Source organism: Candidatus Nanosyncoccus alces (genome assembly GCF_004138395.1).
GTDB lineage: Bacteria > Patescibacteriota > Saccharimonadia > Saccharimonadales > Saccharimonadaceae > Nanosyncoccus > Nanosyncoccus alces.
Genome location: NZ_PRLM01000006.1, coordinates 153,460 through 170,760, shown reverse-complemented (window position 1 = coordinate 170,760; position 17,301 = coordinate 153,460). Strand labels below are relative to the sequence as shown.

16 protein-coding genes are annotated in these 17,301 nt (G+C 43.4%); 3 read left to right on the top strand and 13 right to left on the bottom strand.

Annotated features, from left to right (window positions below):
• Positions 1-69: 69 nt before the first annotated feature.
• The 7 genes from G3RUM_RS03485 to murJ form a co-directional block, all read right to left on the bottom strand.
• The gene (locus tag G3RUM_RS03485) at positions 70-618 is read right to left on the bottom strand and encodes a hypothetical protein (RefSeq protein WP_129735413.1); all 549 of its coding nucleotides are present in this window, start codon (positions 616-618) and stop codon (positions 70-72) included.
• Positions 572-979 carry a hypothetical protein gene (locus tag G3RUM_RS03480; protein WP_129735411.1) on the bottom strand — a complete coding sequence of 136 codons (408 nt, stop codon included), beginning with the start codon at positions 977-979 and terminating at the stop codon, positions 572-574. The genes G3RUM_RS03485 and G3RUM_RS03480 overlap by 47 nt, the downstream gene beginning before the upstream one ends.
• Positions 980-1,591: 612 nt before the next feature.
• Positions 1,592-3,004: an Asp-tRNA(Asn)/Glu-tRNA(Gln) amidotransferase subunit GatB gene (gene gatB, locus G3RUM_RS03475; protein ID WP_129735409.1), complete on the bottom strand. Its 1,413-nt coding sequence runs from the start codon at positions 3,002-3,004 to the stop codon at positions 1,592-1,594.
• Positions 3,004-3,423, bottom strand: coding sequence for a hypothetical protein (locus tag G3RUM_RS03470; protein ID WP_129735407.1), 420 nt, complete (start codon positions 3,421-3,423; stop codon positions 3,004-3,006). Before G3RUM_RS03470 ends, gatB begins: the two co-directional genes overlap by 1 nt.
• Complete coding sequence (gene gatA / locus G3RUM_RS03465; RefSeq protein WP_129735405.1) at positions 3,423-4,793, bottom strand: Asp-tRNA(Asn)/Glu-tRNA(Gln) amidotransferase subunit GatA; 1,371 nt, start codon at positions 4,791-4,793, stop codon at positions 3,423-3,425. Before gatA ends, G3RUM_RS03470 begins: the two co-directional genes overlap by 1 nt.
• Positions 4,793-5,080 (bottom strand): Asp-tRNA(Asn)/Glu-tRNA(Gln) amidotransferase subunit GatC, encoded by a 288-nt coding sequence (gene gatC, locus G3RUM_RS03460; protein ID WP_129735403.1) that lies wholly within the window; start codon positions 5,078-5,080, stop codon positions 4,793-4,795. Before gatC ends, gatA begins: the two co-directional genes overlap by 1 nt.
• A 16-nt stretch (positions 5,081-5,096) precedes the next feature.
• Positions 5,097-6,737, bottom strand: coding sequence for a murein biosynthesis integral membrane protein MurJ (murJ, locus tag G3RUM_RS03455; RefSeq protein WP_129735401.1), 1,641 nt, complete (start codon positions 6,735-6,737; stop codon positions 5,097-5,099).
• Between the two features lie 99 nt (positions 6,738-6,836).
• On the opposite strand from murJ, the gene G3RUM_RS03450 reads away from it, so the two are divergent.
• On the top strand, positions 6,837-9,566 hold the full coding sequence (locus tag G3RUM_RS03450; RefSeq protein ID WP_129735399.1) for a transglycosylase domain-containing protein: 2,730 nt from the start codon (positions 6,837-6,839) through the stop codon (positions 9,564-9,566).
• A 52-nt stretch (positions 9,567-9,618) separates the two neighbouring features.
• Here G3RUM_RS03450 and G3RUM_RS03445 read toward each other — a convergent pair whose 3' ends face one another.
• From G3RUM_RS03445 to G3RUM_RS03430, 4 genes are read right to left on the bottom strand one after another with little or no spacing between them, the layout of a single operon-like run.
• Positions 9,619-10,302 (bottom strand): PIN/TRAM domain-containing protein, encoded by a 684-nt coding sequence (locus G3RUM_RS03445; protein ID WP_129735397.1) that lies wholly within the window; start codon positions 10,300-10,302, stop codon positions 9,619-9,621.
• A gap of 7 nt (positions 10,303-10,309) precedes the next feature.
• Complete coding sequence (locus tag G3RUM_RS03440) at positions 10,310-11,449, bottom strand: phosphoketolase family protein (RefSeq protein ID WP_129735395.1); 1,140 nt, start codon at positions 11,447-11,449, stop codon at positions 10,310-10,312.
• Entirely contained in the window at positions 11,446-12,381 is a 936-nt protein-coding gene (locus G3RUM_RS03435) for a phosphoketolase family protein (RefSeq protein WP_129735393.1), read from the bottom strand. Before G3RUM_RS03435 ends, G3RUM_RS03440 begins: the two co-directional genes overlap by 4 nt.
• A 35-nt stretch (positions 12,382-12,416) precedes the next feature.
• Complete coding sequence (locus tag G3RUM_RS03430; protein ID WP_206660906.1) at positions 12,417-14,528, bottom strand: excinuclease ABC subunit UvrB; 2,112 nt, start codon at positions 14,526-14,528, stop codon at positions 12,417-12,419.
• Positions 14,529-14,602: 74 nt separating this feature from the next.
• Between G3RUM_RS03430 and G3RUM_RS03425 the strand changes: the two genes are divergently transcribed.
• On the top strand, positions 14,603-15,109 hold the full coding sequence (locus G3RUM_RS03425; RefSeq protein WP_129735391.1) for a flavodoxin: 507 nt from the start codon (positions 14,603-14,605) through the stop codon (positions 15,107-15,109).
• Position 15,110: 1 nt separating this feature from the next.
• The gene (locus G3RUM_RS03420) at positions 15,111-15,329 is read left to right on the top strand and encodes a DUF167 domain-containing protein (protein ID WP_129735389.1); all 219 of its coding nucleotides are present in this window, start codon (positions 15,111-15,113) and stop codon (positions 15,327-15,329) included.
• On the opposite strand, the gene lysS is transcribed toward G3RUM_RS03420, so the two are convergent.
• Positions 15,326-16,774, bottom strand: coding sequence for a lysine--tRNA ligase (gene lysS, locus G3RUM_RS03415; protein ID WP_129735387.1), 1,449 nt, complete (start codon positions 16,772-16,774; stop codon positions 15,326-15,328). The genes G3RUM_RS03420 and lysS overlap by 4 nt on opposite strands.
• Positions 16,775-16,792: 18 nt before the next feature.
• Complete coding sequence (gene greA / locus G3RUM_RS03410; protein ID WP_206660905.1) at positions 16,793-17,239, bottom strand: transcription elongation factor GreA; 447 nt, start codon at positions 17,237-17,239, stop codon at positions 16,793-16,795.
• Positions 17,240-17,301: the final 62 nt, after the last annotated feature.

Sequence of the window (17,301 nt, the reverse complement as noted above, 5' to 3'; positions counted from 1 at the left end):
AATTTTTAGATATTTTTAGCACAAGAAAAAGCCCCGACGTGTAATCCGGGGCTCCAGCACGAGAGAATATCAGACGAAAATAACGTTCGGGTTTCGTAATCTACTGCGTGCCCGTGCACTGGCGGTTGTACCTCTGGCGATTTCTGCGCGATGCTCAGCTCTGATTGTCTGCCTAAAAAGGTTAACAATTTCATCATAAGCCACGCCAAATCGTCCCGCCGGTATGCCAGACCACTCAGTCAGGATTTCGGGTGGTATCTTTACGCCGCCTTCGGCCCAAAGAAGAAATGTTCTCAAGGGCATTCCGTGTCTCTTTCTCGTCAAGAAAAGATTTTTGTTGAGTACTATGTCGGCCGTCACGTTACGAGGCAGCTTAGTGTCTTGATTGTGGAACACAACATTATACCCTCCGTATTGGCACAATAAATTGAAAAGCTCGTCATTAATAAGACTCATAGACTCCCAATCGCTCAAAACACGACCGCATGTTACCACGGGGAGCACATCTGGTGTATATACGTCTCTGATCAAAGCTTTTGCAAGGTTTGCCGCACGAAGTGTGTATTCCTCGCTATATGCCTCGTAATACTCTACTACGCCATATAGCTGACAGAACATCACCTTCGAGACGGGCGCAGCGAAGTACACATATGGTTGCAGGACAAAACTTTTTGCTCTTTTGCTCCACTTTTTTCTGAAGTGATAGTCTCCGCATCGCTTCTTTGCCTTTCTCTTCTCTCTCATCTGGGAAATTTTGTGAAAGAATTTCCCTATTCTTTTTAATATGCCTTTTGCCTTTTCTTCTTTCATTATTAAGCACCTCTGCTTCTGTTTTATTTGCTGGGCGCAAAACCTCCCAACTTAACACCATTATACCACACATATTTAAAATTGTCAAGCTTAAATAGGATCGTCCTGCATGGCACAGAACCAAGAAAAACCCCAGTACTGGCTGTACTGGGGTAATGTTAGCAGGCATATAAAAGCCTCTTCCGGGGAGTCGTCTTCACGCTATTTACTTTAACATCTTATGCTATGGGCAAAATGCCCGATTGTTTCTCCAGCCGGTCTTGCGGCGGACTTCTAGCCGCGGACGAACTGCCTGCTAAGGTACGAGGTGCTGTATTAAACGAGTTGTCTATATATTGTTTTGAAATTGTGTGGGTTGTCTGCTTATCGAGCAAACAAATGCTTGTGGATTACCACCGAGGTTACCGAAAAAAGAGGTGATTATTCAGAAAAATATCCAGTAACCTCTAAAGCTAGTTCGGAACCAGCTTACGGTAAAATTGATCCACTCTGGGACGAGGCGCGTAGATCGAAGTAATTACCGGTAATGGCGCCAAATTTCTGCCGAACGTAGAAATTGCCTCCGTGTAGGTGGGCATTTCTATCACTATCGGAAAGAAAATACGGATCAATCCCTTCTCCTCCCTTCTGAGCTAAGGGCGTGAGTACTCACGCAAACGACGGCTCAATGTCACGAGTTTTTTTCGGGCGGATGAAATACAATCGTTTTTAACAGCACAAGGGGCGGAATCACGCCCCTGTACAGAATATCTTATCGCATCTAGTATTATCTGTCAATAGTCTAAGCCAGCTTTTTTCGCAAAATTTCTTGCACGGCGGACGGGTTGGCTTTACCGTGGGACTCCTTCATTACTTGACCCACCAAAAATCCGATCACCTTCTCTTCCCCAGCGCGAAAATCTGCCTGAGCCTCCTGGGTCTCTGGTTTTGCTAGCACCGCGTCCACAATGGTTTCCAGCGCGCCTAAATCGTTCTCTTGGATCAAGCCTAGCTCTTTGGCAATTACTTCAGTATCGCGTCTCCTCATTTGTGGATCAAACAAATGCAAAAATACCTCTTTTGTGGCAGTAGAACTGAGCTCTTTCTTTTCGTTCATCTTAGCCAGATCGTTTAGCTGTTTTGCTGTTGGTAAATCATTCAGGTACTCTGCTGATTTTTCTTCTGCTAACAGTACCGATGTAAACAGGTTGGAAACAGTTACTACATATTTTTCGTCGACTTCAGATAGCTTTCTAATTAATTCCGGATAGTCTAACAAAATTTCTAGAATTTCGGTTTTAAGCGAATCGCCAAACTTCCTACGATAATCTGCGGGCATTAACGGCAATTTTTCCGCTACTTCTTGTATAAAATCAGCTGAAAGATTAACTGGTGGTAAATCCGGCTCTGGCATATACCTATAATCTTTTGCCTCTTCTTTTGAACGCTGCCCAGTAGTCTTGCCAGTATCATCGCTCCAACCGCGAGTTTCCTGGATTATTTTTTCGCCAGCATCCAAAAGCTTACTCTGGCGCACAATTTCGTACTCTGCAGCTCGCTCTACTGATCTAAAAGAGTTCAAGTTCTTTATCTCGGCTCTGGTCCCTAGTTCTGTACTTCCTTCCGGCGCGAGCGAAACATTTACGTCGAAACGCATATTTCCGTTATAGAGGTCGCCATAGGACACCCCCGCAAAAGTCATCAGTCTCCACAGCTCTTTGCAATAGTCGTGCGCATCCTTAGCAGAATGGATATCTGGCATGGAGACGATTTCAATTAGCGGTGTATCTACACGATTCAGATCTACCAGAGAGTACGTATCGAAATGCGTCAGCTTCCCAGCGTCACCCTCCAGGTGCGCGTGCTCTATCCGAATTTTCGTCCCCGACGGGAGTTCTACGTACCCTGCACCGATGATCGGATGATAGAATTGAGTGATCTGATAACCTTTAGGTGAATCCGGGTAAAAATAATGCTTACGGTCGAACCTAGAGGAAGCGTTAATTTCGCAGTTCATTGCCTTTCCTGCTAAGATTGCAAATTTTATCGCCTCACCGTTTAATCGTGGTAACATCCCAGGCAGAGCGTAATCTACCGGAGATACACAAGAATTCGGCTCTTTATTCCTAGCGTCGTTGTCCACTTCCGAAAATAGCTTTGTCTTTGTTGCTAGTTGCACGTGACACTCAATACCGATCGTTGGAATATATTTCATTAAATTGCTCCTAAATCTTTTAAGGCTTGTTTGTAAATCGCAATGGCATTGGCCGCCTGTTTGTACCCGATCTCTAAATCTGCTTCATGCGCTATAGCGTTACGCAATTTGTGTGCGCGCCATACAGCATTAACGTCGGTAAATTTATCTCCTGACCTTTTCAGTCTATCACCCATAGTCTTGCCCGGAACACCCATTTCCATTAATGCCTTATCCAGTAATTTGTCCGCCTCTATAATCGTAGTCATGAAAGTCGCAGAATTCTCTTTGTTTAATTTATTTTCAATCGCCAAAAACCTTGCCTGGTAAGCCTCCATATTAAAATGGTGCCCACGTTTGCCAGTTAGTAAAATTGCTACGAATATAAAAACTGCGACAATTAAGATTGCCAAAATAAAAATCACTACGCCACCGTCCATTATACTAGCTCCTTAGAAAACTCAATCAAGCTCTTGTCACTACGGCGTGGGCCAATTAACTGTAATCCTAATGCCACCCCGTCTTTGGTTTTACCGGCAGGGATGGTCAATCCTGGCACACCAGCCAAATTAAGTGGTACCGTCATGGCGTCTTCCAGGTACATCGCTACCGGATCGTTGGTTTTCTCGCCTAATTTAAAAGCTGGGTTTGGCGTTACTGGCGACAGCAAGACATCGCATTTCTCAAAAGCTTTCTCGTATTCTTTTACGATGAGAGTACGCGCCTTAGCTGCCTTCAAGAAGTAGGCATCGTAAAAACCACTAGATAATACAAAATTCCCTACCATGATACGACGTTTATTTTCTGGCATGAATCCCTCACCACGGGTGTTTTTGTACAGTGCATCCAAATCTTTCGTATCTTTTGCACGGAATCCATAACGCACTCCGTCATAGCGTGAAAGATTACTAGCTACTTCTGCGGGTACGATAATATAATAAGCCGCTAATGCATACTTTAATGCTGGCATTTCAATTTCTACCACTTCATAACCTTTAGACCTGGCAAGCTCCACTTTTGAAACGAGCGCGTTCCTAATTTCCGAATCGACAGAGGTATTATCAAAATCTTTAATGATGCCAATCTTCTTTATCTTTTTAGCTTCAGACTCATCGTAATAATCTGGTAAGGTAGTTAAATCCTTAGGATCTTGTCCATTCGCAATTTCCATTAGTAAATTCATATCATCTGGGGTTTTAGTGAAAAATCCAATGCAATCTGTGGAAGAGGCCATTGCTACTACCCCGTAGCGGCTAATCGTACCGTAAGTTGGTTTCAGCCCGTATACGCCGTTAAACGATGCCGGCTGGCGAATCGATCCACCGGTATCGGTGCCAGTTGCAAATTCTACAATATCTAGGGCCACCGCTACGGCCGAACCGCCCGAAGATCCGCCTGCTACGCGTTCGCGATCGTGTGCATTCAAGGTTGGACCGTAATAAGAACTTTCGGTCGAAGACCCATGGGCAAATGCGTCCATGTTGGTGCGGCCAATCATAATTGCTCCTTCGCGCTCTAGCTTTTCTACTGCAGTCGCTGTCACTGGTGAGACAAATCCCTCTAAAATATGTGCCGCGGCCGTAGTTTGCCCTTCTGTGCTCAAAAAATTGTCTTTCAAGGCATATGGCACACCAGCCAAACGGCCTACTTTTTCGCCTTTCGCAATTCTTGCATCAATCTCGCGGGCCTTTTTTATCGCACCTTCTTCATTCAGGAATGTAAATATATTATAGTCCGCAAAATGCCTCGCCTTTTCTAAGGCATCTCTTACTAATCTCTCGGCCGTCACTTTTCTATTTGCGATTTTCATTATAGTACCTTCGGAACTTTAATTTGATGATCTTTTTCTTCTTTAGTGAGCGCCAAAAGCTGCTCTCTGCTAGCATCCTGCGATTTAATCTCGTCCTCGCGCCACACATTTTCCATCTCAAACACTTGATAAGTTGGCTCGATATTATCGGTGTCCAACTCCTCTAACTGCGAAATATATCCAATAATGTCTTGTAGATTCCTACCCAGTACATCAATTTCTGATTCCGGCAAAGCAAAATCCGACAAATCTGCCAGGTGTTTAATATCCTCGCGGTTTATATCCATACCCTAAATTATATCATTATTTTGCGTTTCTAAACAAGATTCTCTTGATGTAGGCAAAAATCGGTTTAGCTTCCTTTAAATTCAAGAAATAACTTGCCACTAGGTACGCAATTATCGAGATTGCCGAAATTACCAAAAATTTTGGTATCGTGATAACTAGTGAATTGTCAGTAGCCATCAGCGGAATAAACTTTGTCATCGAAAACGCTACGCATCCCGTAATCGCAGTAGCAAACAGCATTCTAAAGGTTGCCTTCCAGAAGGCTTTATCCAGTAATTCCCCCTTTGACCGACGCTGAAGAATATACATTAAGACAACAATTTCCACAATCGCGCCGAGTGACTGCGCCATGCCTAGCCCATCTACCCCCCAGCCTAAGAAATAGAACCATACCGACAACAGAATTGTCAGCCCAATTGCGAAAATTGACACAACAAAAGGCGTTTTGGTGTCCTGATAGGCATAGAATCCCCGCGATGCAATATGGAACACCGACCTTGCAAAGATCGCAATACACAAGGTCCCCAAAATTGACGCGATGGTGCCGTTGCTGTCGTTGTTGCCAATGTTGGAAATAAAACTTGTCACGTACCCGCGCCCAAAAAACGCGATTATCGACACCGGCAAAGCTATCCAGATAATCGTTCTAAGCGCTTGACGAAAAGTACTGTTGAATTCTTTTTTGTCGCCATTACCGAGTTCTTCAGTTAATTTTGGAAAAAAAGCCGTGGAGATTGCTACGCCAATTAGGTTGACTGGCATCTGATGTAACGATGAGGCTTGGTTAAATGACCTCACCGCACCCGCCCCCATCCGTGAAGAAAGGTTTGTATTAACTATACCATTCACATAATCTATTCCCTGGTCTAACGAACGCGCCGGTAGTAATCTTAAAATCGACCTAAAACCTTGGTTTTTCCAATTTATCTTAAAGTTGTAGTCCATTCCCAAACCAAACAATCCGACTAGTGACACAATTAGCTGCATAATTGCCCCTAGTATCACGCCAAGAGCCACGCCCATGATGCCGCCCTCAAAAATTTGCACGCCAAAAATATTAATTCCACCGGTAAAACAAGTAATACCTATTATGATACCTACGTTGTATATGGCTGGTGCAAAAGCGTAGAATACGAATCTGCCAACTGCCTGCTGGATAGAAGTTAAAACCGTCGCAATACTAAACAAGAAAGGGTTGATTGCAATTACACGAGTCATATTGATGGCGAGTATCATGCCAGACTCATCCAGCCCTGGGCTTACAATATAACGAATCAAAGGATCGGCAAATATCATAATTAATATACTAGTCACGAAAGTCAAAATCGCGAATAGGTTTAGTAGACTAGATGACAGTTCCCAAGCAGATTTTTTGTTCCCTGAAGCTAACCTCTGGTTAAACACAGGTATAAAAGATACCGAAAGTGCCCCAGACGTTAAAATAAAAAACATAAAGTCTGGTATTGTAAATGCTGCAGTGTAGGCGTCTATCCCAGTAGGATAAGTACCTAGGTAATAAGAGTTTAAAAGCCGATCGCGGAAGAGCCCGAGCAAGGCGGACACTAAAGTAGAACTTGCCAGCACTATGGCTGCCGATTTTACCGAAAGCTTCATATTCGCCAATTTTACAACTGACTTAAATCGAAAATGCTTCATGCCTAACTAACATTGTAACATACGGCACGGCCTAAATAAGTTAATTATGCCGATAAAGTTTAATTTCTATTTATAAAACTTTAATGTTATAATCGTTACATGAATAAGAAAAAATCTGAGGTAATTTTGCCGTCCCAAACCAAAAAGACCGCAAAAAAACCTAAAAAAACTGCGAAAAAGAAAATGAATCTATATTCTAGCTTGAGTTATAAACACAAAGCCAAGAAAGAAGCTGATGCTAGGCGCCGCGCAGAAGATTTAGCTAAATTGCCAAAAGATCCGGTCAAGCGCTTCTTTGCCAGACTTCATCCGAAACGCGTTTTTAAATGGTGGTTTTCTAAGCGCGGTCAAAAGACCATCCTTAAGACTATTGCTGCCTGTATTCTAATTTTTATCATTTTCATTGGTGGACTATTCCTCTATTATAAGAAAGATCTCGATGAAATTCGTCTCGATGAAATGTCAATTTCCGAAACAGTTAACACTTATCTAGACCGTAACGGTGAAGTGCTCTGGCGTGATACTGGCAACGAAGACTATCGTCTGGTTGTAGAAGCGGACGAGATTTCCGAGTACATGTATCAAGCTACGGTTGCCATTGAAGACCGCAACTTCTACAATCACGTAGGTGTAGATTTTGGGGCCCTCGTTCGTGCTGCCTTTTCTACTCTGAGCGGGCACGGAGTCCAAGGGGGGTCCACTCTCACTCAACAGCTCATTAAGCAGGTTTATTTCTCTGACGAGGCAGCCAGTGCCAACCGTGGTGGGCTCACTCGTAAAATCAAAGAATTAATTCTCGCCATAGAGTTAGAGAGGATGTATTCCAAAGACCAGATTCTCACGATGTATCTTAACCAGTCTCCTTATGGTGGCCGTCGTAATGGCGTAGAATCCGCTGCGCAGACCTACTTTGGCAAGCACGCCAAAGATCTGACTCTTGCCGAGTCTGCCCTGCTCGCTTCCATTCCAAACAACCCAGGCGTCTTTAATCCGTACAATGAATATGGGCACGAACAACTACTCTGGCGCCAACACTACACTCTAGACGTAATGGCCGAGATGGGCTATATAACCGAAGACGAAGCCGAAGAAGCTAAACAGGTTGCTATTCTTGACACCATCAAACCAGAATCTACACAGTACTCGGATATGCTAGCTCCACATTTTGTGCTAGAAGTACGCAAACAATTAGAAGATAAATACGGCATTCAGACTATGCGCTCTGGTGGGTGGACTATCAAGACTACGCTCGATTACCGTGCACAAAAAATCGCCGAAGACGCAGTGGCCGTAGGAATGACACACACTTATAAAAATCGTAGCGACAACATCGCCCTTGTTTCTGTAGATGTAGAAACCTCTCAGGTTGTTGCCATGGTTGGCTCACAAGATTTCTTTAACGCAACATATGGTGAGCTAAACGTTACTACGGATTCACTAATCGAACCAGGTTCCTCGATCAAGCCTATTTTGGACTACACGCCACTCTTTATGCAAAGAGATGGGGTAAATTATGGTCCAGGATCTGTCTTGCGAGATGAAAATATCAATAAACTTTATTGTGCTGGATATTCTGGCAGTTGCGCTCTGACTAACGCCACAGGTACGTTCTATGGTGACGTCACAATTCGCTTTTCTTTGGGCCACTCCCTTAATATTGCTGCGGTTAAAGCGCTGTATATTAATGGTATAGATAATTCCCTAGAAGTGGCTCACGCACTAGGAGATACTTCGTACTGTGAAAATCGCGAAGGCTACGGCCTGTCAATTGCAATCGGTTCCGGTTGTGGGGTTAAAATGGTAGAACACGCCAACGCCTACGCTTCATTAGCTCGCGGAGGCGCATATAAAGATTTATCTTATGTTCTTGAGGTTAAAAATTCTTCTGGCGAAACTATTGAAAGTTGGGAAGACAAAGAAGCTACTCAAGTTGTAGACGAGCAAGTTGCCTACATGATATCAAATATCCTAAGTGATGGTAGTGCTCGTTTCGGAATCTATGCTCCAGGTGGTTCCCAAAGTTTTGGCTACGTTGTCCCTAACGTTTGGACTGCTACAAAAACTGGTACCACTACTACGGCCAACTCTGCCGTCACCAAGGATTCCCTTATCGAGAGCTACTCTACTGCGTTATCCACCTTTGTTTGGAACGGGAATCATGATGGTGCTGGGCTTTCGTCTAATGCTAACGACGTCGTTAGGAATACAGTCGGTACCTATATGGAACGCGTACACAAAGAAGTTTATGAGCCAGACGGCCGCTGGCATTACGGTGATCAGCCAGCAAAGCCAGCCGGTATCCAGACTTTAACGGTTAATGGAAAAACCGATATTTGGCCGAGCTGGTTCAACTCAGCTAAAAACTCTGGCGTAGCTAAAGAAAAATTAATATTTAACAAATACAATCACCTTCTTGCTTCCAGCTGTACACCAGAGGATTACAAAATAGAAATCGAAGTCACCAAGACTACCGATCCAATGACCGGCAATGATGTCTATAGTGTTCCAGAGCCTTATGATCGCAACACTAGCGACCCCTGCGACTACACTCCACCGCAAATAGCTCTTTCGACTAGTGGAGATCGTATTATTGCTACCGTCAAACGTGGAACTAACGACATTGCTGGATATACACTGTACGTTAATGGAGTAGAACAAAGTGGTATCTCGCTTGGTGTAGACGGCGTAATTAGTGGTTATAAACTTAATGGCACTGAAACATCTATCAAGTTCACCGTGTCAGACTCTGCCGGATACTCCGCTTCTGGAGACATGACTCTAACACCCAAAACAAAAGTAGACGACAATTCAGCTAACTCTGGCAACTAAATAAGCGGGCTTCAAAGCCCGCTTAGCTTTACATTATTTTAAAGAAAAATGGTTACCTTTTTGCTACTTTTGCAAATATCATTTTTCCGGACGAAGTCTCGTGGAATTTAACAAATTCAACAGTTAATTCCTTTCCGATTTTGTTGGCCGCCCTATCTACTACGACCATAGTACCATCATCTAGATATCCTAAGCCCTGACCACGGTTAGAACCTTTTTCTAGTATTTTCAGTTTTATTTTTTCACCTGGCAAGAATTCGCTCCTTACTGCTAGAGCTAAATCGTTGATATTTAACGTAGGTATCTTTTCGGCCTCAGCCACTTTTATTAAGTTGTAATCCAAAGTTAAAACCGCCCCACGGTTTTCTTTCGCTAACCTTAGCAACTCTTCGTCCACTTTTTTGTGTTTTGCTTTTTCATCCAGAATTACGGTATTTACATTTATCACGCGTTCTAATTCTGCAGCTACTTCCAATCCGGCCCGGGCCCGACTACGTTTCTCTGAATCTTTGCCGTCCGCTAAAAGTTGTAACTCCAATAAAACGCTTTTTAAGATAATCAAGTCGCCATCAATAAATCCGGTTCTCGCAATATTTAATATACGTCCATCTATCAGAACCGAAGTATCAACATAAATCCTTCTCCGCCCACTTCTAGTTGGTTTACGCTTGCCGAACGTCAAAAAACTCGTCTCAGCAAAAACCGCCAAAATAACAACTAAGGTAAATAATTCCATAATAACTTTATTTTATCATATCTTCGCCATTCTCTAGTGCATAGGCATGGTTCTTGGCTAAGATTTCTTGGTATTTTAGCACTAAGTTGTCTCTGCCATATATTTTTGCTACATCAGTTGCGATATCGTAGCGCGAAGCCGCATTACGTCTAAGCATCTCAAATGGAGTAGTGGTAGAGCCTTCTTCGTTGAATCCATGCACTCTTAGACGTCCCCTTGTCGTATAGTTTTCCAGGATGTTCTCTAAAGTTTCTGGATAACCGTGGAAATTTGCAACAATCGGCTTATCGACAGTAAAAATTTCTGTGAAATCTTCAACGCTCAACTTGTTTTTTGTGGTACCTATCGCGCGATATGAAAGAGAGTTTATGTACACAAAACGAATTTTTATTTCAGGCAAGTCATCTCTAATTATCTTTATTGCTTCCAATATTTCTTTTGCTACAATATCACCTGCAGCCGCGAAGATGACGTCTGGATTCTCGTCAGAAACAGGTTCATAAATCATCGCTCCGGTTGCAAACCCTCTTTCGGCCTGTTCTATGTTCAAATATCTTGGCTCGTCAATTTTATTAAATGTTGTAAGATTTACAACATCAGTAGAACCAATCATGAAATTATATGCCACTTCTGCCGCTACATCATCTATTGGAAAAATGCAATTAGCTAAATTGCTGGGTAAGTTTAATAAAGTGGAAATTAGTGCTGGCGATTGGTGCGTATAACCATTATGGTCTTGGCGCCAACAGGTTGAAGTCGAGAGCAGGTTTACTGCCGGCATTGGCATCCTCCACGCCACTTCTTTTGCTTGTTTTATAAATTTAATTTGCTGCAAGAGCTGTGCGGTGATAATCGGAAAAAATGCTTCATAGCTTCCCATCATTGCGGGTTCGCCGTTCATCAAGTGGCCAGTCATCACGCTAAAAAGTACATTTTCGGATAACATTTCTATTATTCGTCCATCATCGCTTTCAGGTAAATCCCAAGTCTTAACTGGCATTCCCCAGGCGCGTTTTTCTACTTCAAAAACTTGATCAAATTTATTAGACGTAGTCTCGTCCGGTGAAAAGAAGTAAAAATGCGAGTCCTTCTTTAACTCTCCAGCTAGCAATTCCCCTATCTTTTTTGCGGGTGAATATAGTTTCATATTATTGCTCCATTTTGTTCGCTAAATAATTCTGGAAAATCGTACGACTTTAGCCATTCTTCTAAGGCGTGCAGTTCTCTTTTGTCTGTCTTTGGGTTCTTTAAAGGAATTTGATGCGCTTCGTGGTGGCGGTTGGGTCCGCCATAACCTTTTTCGGTTTTTAATATATAAAACGGTGATTCTATGTTTTTCGCTAGACTTTGCTGGAACTCTTCAGTATCCTCGCCTTTTATCCACACCGGCGTAAAACCAAAACCCCGGATCAACTCATTTAATTCTCGCTCAGATTTACGCGCATAAATCGAAGGTGCAGAAATTTTGTAACCGTTGAGGTGCAGCACGGGCAATACCTTGCCATTTTTTGCGCTAGCTAGCAAGTTTTTTAGATTTAAAGAGTCTATTGCGGTGGCAGTTTCTAGCTCACCATCACCTATCAGCACAGCTGTAGTTTTTTCCGGATGGCCGAGACTTAATCCGTAAGCATTAGCTAATGCATAACCTAGTTCCCCGCCCTCAGCAATAATGCCTGGCGTATATGGACTGGCATGACTTGGGAATCCATCTGGCCACGAAAAGTTCTTACAAATATAAGCAATGCCGTCCGCGTCCACTGTGGCCTTAGGATCTACTTTTTCTAAATCCCCATCCACAAACAAGTTCGCCTGTAGAGCCGGAAACCCATGCCCAGGGCCCAGTATAAAGGCGAAATGTGGATTGTCTTTAAAATAAGTCTTAAGATTCGCGTATGCCACGTTAATGCCATGACAAGTGCCCCAATGTCCAAGCAGTCGGGGTTTAATATCTTTTGTCTCGAGAGGTCGCTTTAATAAGAAATTATCCCTCAAAAACAATTGCGCTACGGATAGATAATCACAAAGCCGTATCCGCCGCCTGACTTTTTCGACTGTCTCAATACTAACATGCCCACTCATGCCATAATTATAGCATAACCACTGTAGCAGGAGATTTACTTTTTTCCGTTAATATAATCTTTAATTTTCTCAACTTCGTCTCTAATAAAAGCAGCACGCTCAAATTCTAGGTTTGCTGCAGCAAGCTGCATTTCTGACGATAATTGTTTAACTAGAGCTGGTAATTCATCTTTTGGTATACGCTCAATGTTCAACTTGTTCTCTTTCTCTTTTTCTGGAATAATTGCGCGCAAACCCGCTGATACTTCTTTCTGTACCGAATGCGGTGTGATATTATGCTTGGAATTATATTCTTTCTGAATTTCGCGTCGCCGGTTAGTCTCCGAAATCGCTTTTTCCATACTTTCAGTGATGAAGTTAGCGTACATTATCACCTTACCTTCTTCATGGCGTGCTGCTCGGCCAATTGTCTGCACTAGGGCCGATTCTGAACGTAAAAACCCCTCTTTGTCGGCATCGAGTATCGCGACTAATGAGACTTCTGGGAGGTCCAATCCTTCACGCAAAAGATTAATACCCACTAAAACATCGTATACGCCGGTACGCAAATCCCGCAAAATATCACCGCGCTCCAAGGTGTCTATATCGGAATGAATGTAAGCGGTTTTGATACCACGTTCTTTCAGATGATCCGTTAAATCCTCTGCCATCCGTTTAGTAAGTGTGGTAATTAGAGTGCGCTGTCCTTTAGCGATACGCTGGTCTATTTCTTCCATTAGATTACCTATTTGGCCGTCGCTACCGCGCACTTCTATTTCTGGATCCAACAAACCGGTCGGACGAATTACTTGTTCTGCCGGTTTTGGCGAATGCTCTAGCTCGTATTCTCCTGGTGTAGCCGAAACGTAAATTGCCTGATTAATGTGTTTCTGAAATTCACCATAAGTCAATGGACGGTTATCTAGAGCAGATGGCAAACGAAACCCGTAGTCCACTAAATTTAGTTTCCGCGCATGGTCACCGTTATACATTCCACGCACTTGTGGCAATGTCATGTGACTTTCATCTACAATTAGCAGCCAATCTTCTGGGAAAAAATCTAATAATGTAGCTGGCGGCTCACCTGCTTGTCTACCGTCCAAGTGGCGCGAATAATTTTCGACTCCTTTTACGAAACCAGTCTCCTTCAACATTTCTAGGTCATACTTAGTACGTTGAGACAAACGCTGTGCTTCCAGGTATTTTTGGTGTCTTTCAAAATATTTTAAGCGCTCATCAAATTCCGCGCGAATTGTGACAAGTGCCTTGTTCAATTGATCTTCAGGAGTGGCATAGTGAGTATTTGGGAAAATATGAATATTATTCGGTTTTTCATACACGTCAAAAGTTAAAGGATCTACAATTTTAACTTCTTCCAGCGCATCAAAGCCAAACTCGAACCTATAGGCATACTCCCCGTTAGCTGGGTATAAATCTATCGTATCTCCCATTACTCGGAAGTTTCCTCGCTCAAAGGCCAGGTCGTTGCGGTGATATTGCATTGCCACGAGCGCGCGGATAAAATCGAGCTGATTTAAAGAGATGCGTGAAAGCTCTTCTGAAGGGGGTTCGGAGCCTAGCAAGGCGGGAAGTAGCGCGCCACCCCCGTGGCGACGGGAGGTAGCGACGCGCCCCGAAGAAGAATCTTTCGGCATCTCTGCCATAAACCATCCATCTTTTCCACGCCACAGTGGCAGTGACATTTCTAGATAATGCATTGGCGAGCCAATACCATAAATACATGACACCGAAGACACCACTATTACATCTCGTCGCGTTAGTAATGCTTCTGTCGCACCATGTCGCAGACGATCGATCTCGTCGTTAATCGCGGAGTCCTTTTCTATATAGGTATCAGTTGAAGCAATGTAAGCTTCTGGCTGGTAATAGTCAAAATAAGAAACGAAATAATGTACTTCATTTTTTGGGAAAAATTCACGAAACTCTGAATATAGCTGTGCCGCCAAAGTTTTATTATGGGCTAGGATTAGTGTTGGCTTCTGTACATTCTGAATGACGTTTGCCATTGTAAAAGTCTTACCCGAACCGGTTACTCCCAACAAGGTCTGTTCTTTAGTGCCCGTCAAAATACTATTAGTCAGCTGTTCAATCGCTTGTGGTTGATCTCCAGTTGGCCGGTATTTGGACACTAACTTAAATCTTGACATACAACTAGATTATATCATATTCGTTTTTCTTGACCGGTTTCCTTAAATTGATTACAATAGCAAAAAGGAGTAAAATGAAGACTTTAGTTGTGTATTATTCTCGTCCAGACGAAAATTACGGCGTTGGCGAAATAGAAATCGGCAACACCGAACTCTTGGCCAAAGAAATCATCAAACAAACTGGTGCTGACGAATTCAAGATTGAACCAACGCAACCTTATCCCAAAGAGTATATGGACTGCGTGAACCAAGCCACCGAAGAACTCAAAAACCAAGCTTGTCCAGCTTATAGCGGAGACATAGACCTCAAAGACTACGATACGATTTACCTCGGTTACCCTATTTGGTGGGGCGACTTGCCAATGGTTTGCTATACTTTTCTAGAAAAACACGATCTCACCGGTAAAATTATCATTCCGTTTAATACTCACGAAGGTTCGGGCAATTCTGGCACCTATGCCAAATTGCGAGAAAAGTTTCCTACCGCTACTTTCAAAGGTGATGGTTTTGCAATGACTGGCCACGAAGCCCGCACTCCTGACGGTATCGCCAAACTTAATACTTGGCTGAAAACTTTATAACATGGCCCGTCACGAAATCATCGTCAAGCCCGGCAGCTCGCAAGAGAAAATCATTCCCGGTGCAGACGATACTCTTACAGTGTATCTGCGCGCCAAACCCCACGACGGCGAGGCTAATGTCACATTGATTAAATTACTTGCTAAATATTTTAGTGTCCCTAAAACCAGCATCCAAATTGTTCGCGGCGCCAAGTCTCGCCACAAAACCATCGAATTCTAGTCTTCTTTAGATTTCATTGTTGGAAACGGCACGGCTTCGCGACCGGGCACACCCTCTAATAGCCAGAAATTACGTTCGCTGTTGCCCCACCCACACGCCGGCGGCATGCCATACTCCAACATTTCTACAAAATCCATATCTAGCATCTGTGCCTCGTCGTCGCCCGCGTCGCGCGCCGCCTGTTGCTCTTCGAACCGCCCCAGCTGGTCTAGTGGATCATTTAGCTCTGAAAAGCCATTTCCCATCTCGGTGCCGGCAATAATCGGATGAAACCGTTCGGTAACTAGTGGGTTTTCGGTGGATTTCTTCGCCAGCGGCGACAAAGATAAGGGCTCTTCTATCAACCAGTATGGTCCCGCTGATGTCTTGCGAATCAGTTTCCATACGTGATCTATCAACCTTGCTTCGCTTACGTCAAAATTTGTCTCTACGTCGTTCTCTTTTAAAATCCGAATCAACTGCTCGCGGTCTGGATTGAACACATCAACAGCAAATTTCTCTTTTAATAAATCTGCATATTTTACGCGCGGCCATTCACAATCCAAATCAATGTCAAATCCACCCACGTGGAACTTCAACGTACCCCAAGTCTCCATTGCCACATACTTTATCATTTCCTCATAAAGTTTCATACCGTCTTCATAATTTTCGTATGCCGCGTAACTTTCAAAAGCAATATGCTCTGGCAGATGTTCATCATCTACACCCTCATTACGAAACCTGGGCCCAATATCATATACTTTTTCAAACCCGCCACCCAACAAGCGCTTCAGAGGCAACTCATGCGAGATCCTTAGATAGAAATCCTCATCCAAAGCATTCATATGGGTAGTAAACGGCGTAGCATCCGCGCCTCCTGTAGTATGCTCCAACACTGGTATATTTACTTCAATAAATCCATGCTTATTCATAAAGTCGCGCGTCGCTTGCCAAAATTTACTGCGCCGCACTAGTCGCTCGCGCACCTCCGGATTTACGTTCATGTCTACATAACGTCTACGATAGCGCTCTTCTTTGTTGGTGAATTTGTCTGGTAATGGCCGCAAAGATTTTGTCAGAAGTCGCACGAAATTTGCAAATACCGAAATTTCGCCAGTTTGTGACTTCCCTACTTTTCCGGTAGCCTCAATAAAATCGCCAGTATCTAGTAGCTTGATATCTCTTGCTCCGAATAGGCCATCTGGTGCGGGACCCTCGGCTTTCATGAAAATTTGCACCTCGCCAAAATAATCCCTTACCTTAATAAACACCAACTTTCCAAATGACCGAATTGCCACAACACGCCCGGCAATCGTTACTTCTTGGCCTTCCTTCTCGTCAAAATGGTCAATAACGTCAGAAATCTTAGTATTTCTTGTGCTTTTTGCTGGGTACGGATCCACCCCGCGAGCACGAATCTCTTCGAGTTTACGTAATCTTTCGTTGCGATAATCTTCAAGTAACATAGTATATATTATACCATATTACTTGATTTCCACAATCTTCACCTTCTTGCTATTAAACTCAAAGCTCTCCCCCGCCTTGCGTCCAAAAATTGCTTTGCCGATAGGTGATTCATTAGAAATTTTACCCTCTAGAGGGTTTGCCTCAGTTGGCCCCACTAAGATGTACTCTACCTTACGTCCGCCCATATCCAAAACCACGGTCACGCCTAGACTTACTTTGTCTTTCTTGCCGCTACGAATAACTTTGGCGTTTTTTAAGATATCTTGAATTTCCAAAATCCTTCCCTCAGCCACTTTCTGTTCATTGCGGGCCGAACTATATTCTTCGTTTTCAGATAAATCGCCAAATGCACGAGCTGTAGCTATACGCTCCGCAACTGCAGGACGATTTTTGATCAGCTCATCCAACTCCTCTTCTAACTCTTTTTTCCCCTCGGCAGTCAAGCTCACGCTCTTTTTTATCATAATATAATTACTCCCACTTATAATCTGCTATCCAGTCTATCGGAAAACAGTTAATTCGTCAA

Coding starts and splice junctions, on each gene's coding strand:
- G3RUM_RS03485 (WP_129735413.1), bottom strand. CDS start 618: ATGTTCTGTCAGCTATATGGCGTAGTAGAGTATTACGAGGCATATAGC.
- G3RUM_RS03480 (WP_129735411.1), bottom strand. CDS start 979: ATGCCTGCTAACATTACCCCAGTACAGCCAGTACTGGGGTTTTTCTTG.
- gatB (WP_129735409.1), bottom strand. CDS start 3,004: ATGAAATATATTCCAACGATCGGTATTGAGTGTCACGTGCAACTAGCA.
- G3RUM_RS03470 (WP_129735407.1), bottom strand. CDS start 3,423: ATGGACGGTGGCGTAGTGATTTTTATTTTGGCAATCTTAATTGTCGCA.
- gatA (WP_129735405.1), bottom strand. CDS start 4,793: ATGAAAATCGCAAATAGAAAAGTGACGGCCGAGAGATTAGTAAGAGAT.
- gatC (WP_129735403.1), bottom strand. CDS start 5,080: ATGGATATAAACCGCGAGGATATTAAACACCTGGCAGATTTGTCGGAT.
- murJ (WP_129735401.1), bottom strand. CDS start 6,737: ATGAAGCATTTTCGATTTAAGTCAGTTGTAAAATTGGCGAATATGAAG.
- G3RUM_RS03450 (WP_129735399.1), top strand. CDS start 6,837: ATGAATAAGAAAAAATCTGAGGTAATTTTGCCGTCCCAAACCAAAAAG.
- G3RUM_RS03445 (WP_129735397.1), bottom strand. CDS start 10,302: ATGGAATTATTTACCTTAGTTGTTATTTTGGCGGTTTTTGCTGAGACG.
- G3RUM_RS03440 (WP_129735395.1), bottom strand. CDS start 11,449: ATGAAACTATATTCACCCGCAAAAAAGATAGGGGAATTGCTAGCTGGA.
- G3RUM_RS03435 (WP_129735393.1), bottom strand. CDS start 12,381: ATGAGTGGGCATGTTAGTATTGAGACAGTCGAAAAAGTCAGGCGGCGG.
- G3RUM_RS03430 (WP_206660906.1), bottom strand. CDS start 14,528: ATGTCAAGATTTAAGTTAGTGTCCAAATACCGGCCAACTGGAGATCAA.
- G3RUM_RS03425 (WP_129735391.1), top strand. CDS start 14,603: ATGAAGACTTTAGTTGTGTATTATTCTCGTCCAGACGAAAATTACGGC.
- G3RUM_RS03420 (WP_129735389.1), top strand. CDS start 15,111: ATGGCCCGTCACGAAATCATCGTCAAGCCCGGCAGCTCGCAAGAGAAA.
- lysS (WP_129735387.1), bottom strand. CDS start 16,774: ATGTTACTTGAAGATTATCGCAACGAAAGATTACGTAAACTCGAAGAG.
- greA (WP_206660905.1), bottom strand. CDS start 17,239: ATGATAAAAAAGAGCGTGAGCTTGACTGCCGAGGGGAAAAAAGAGTTA.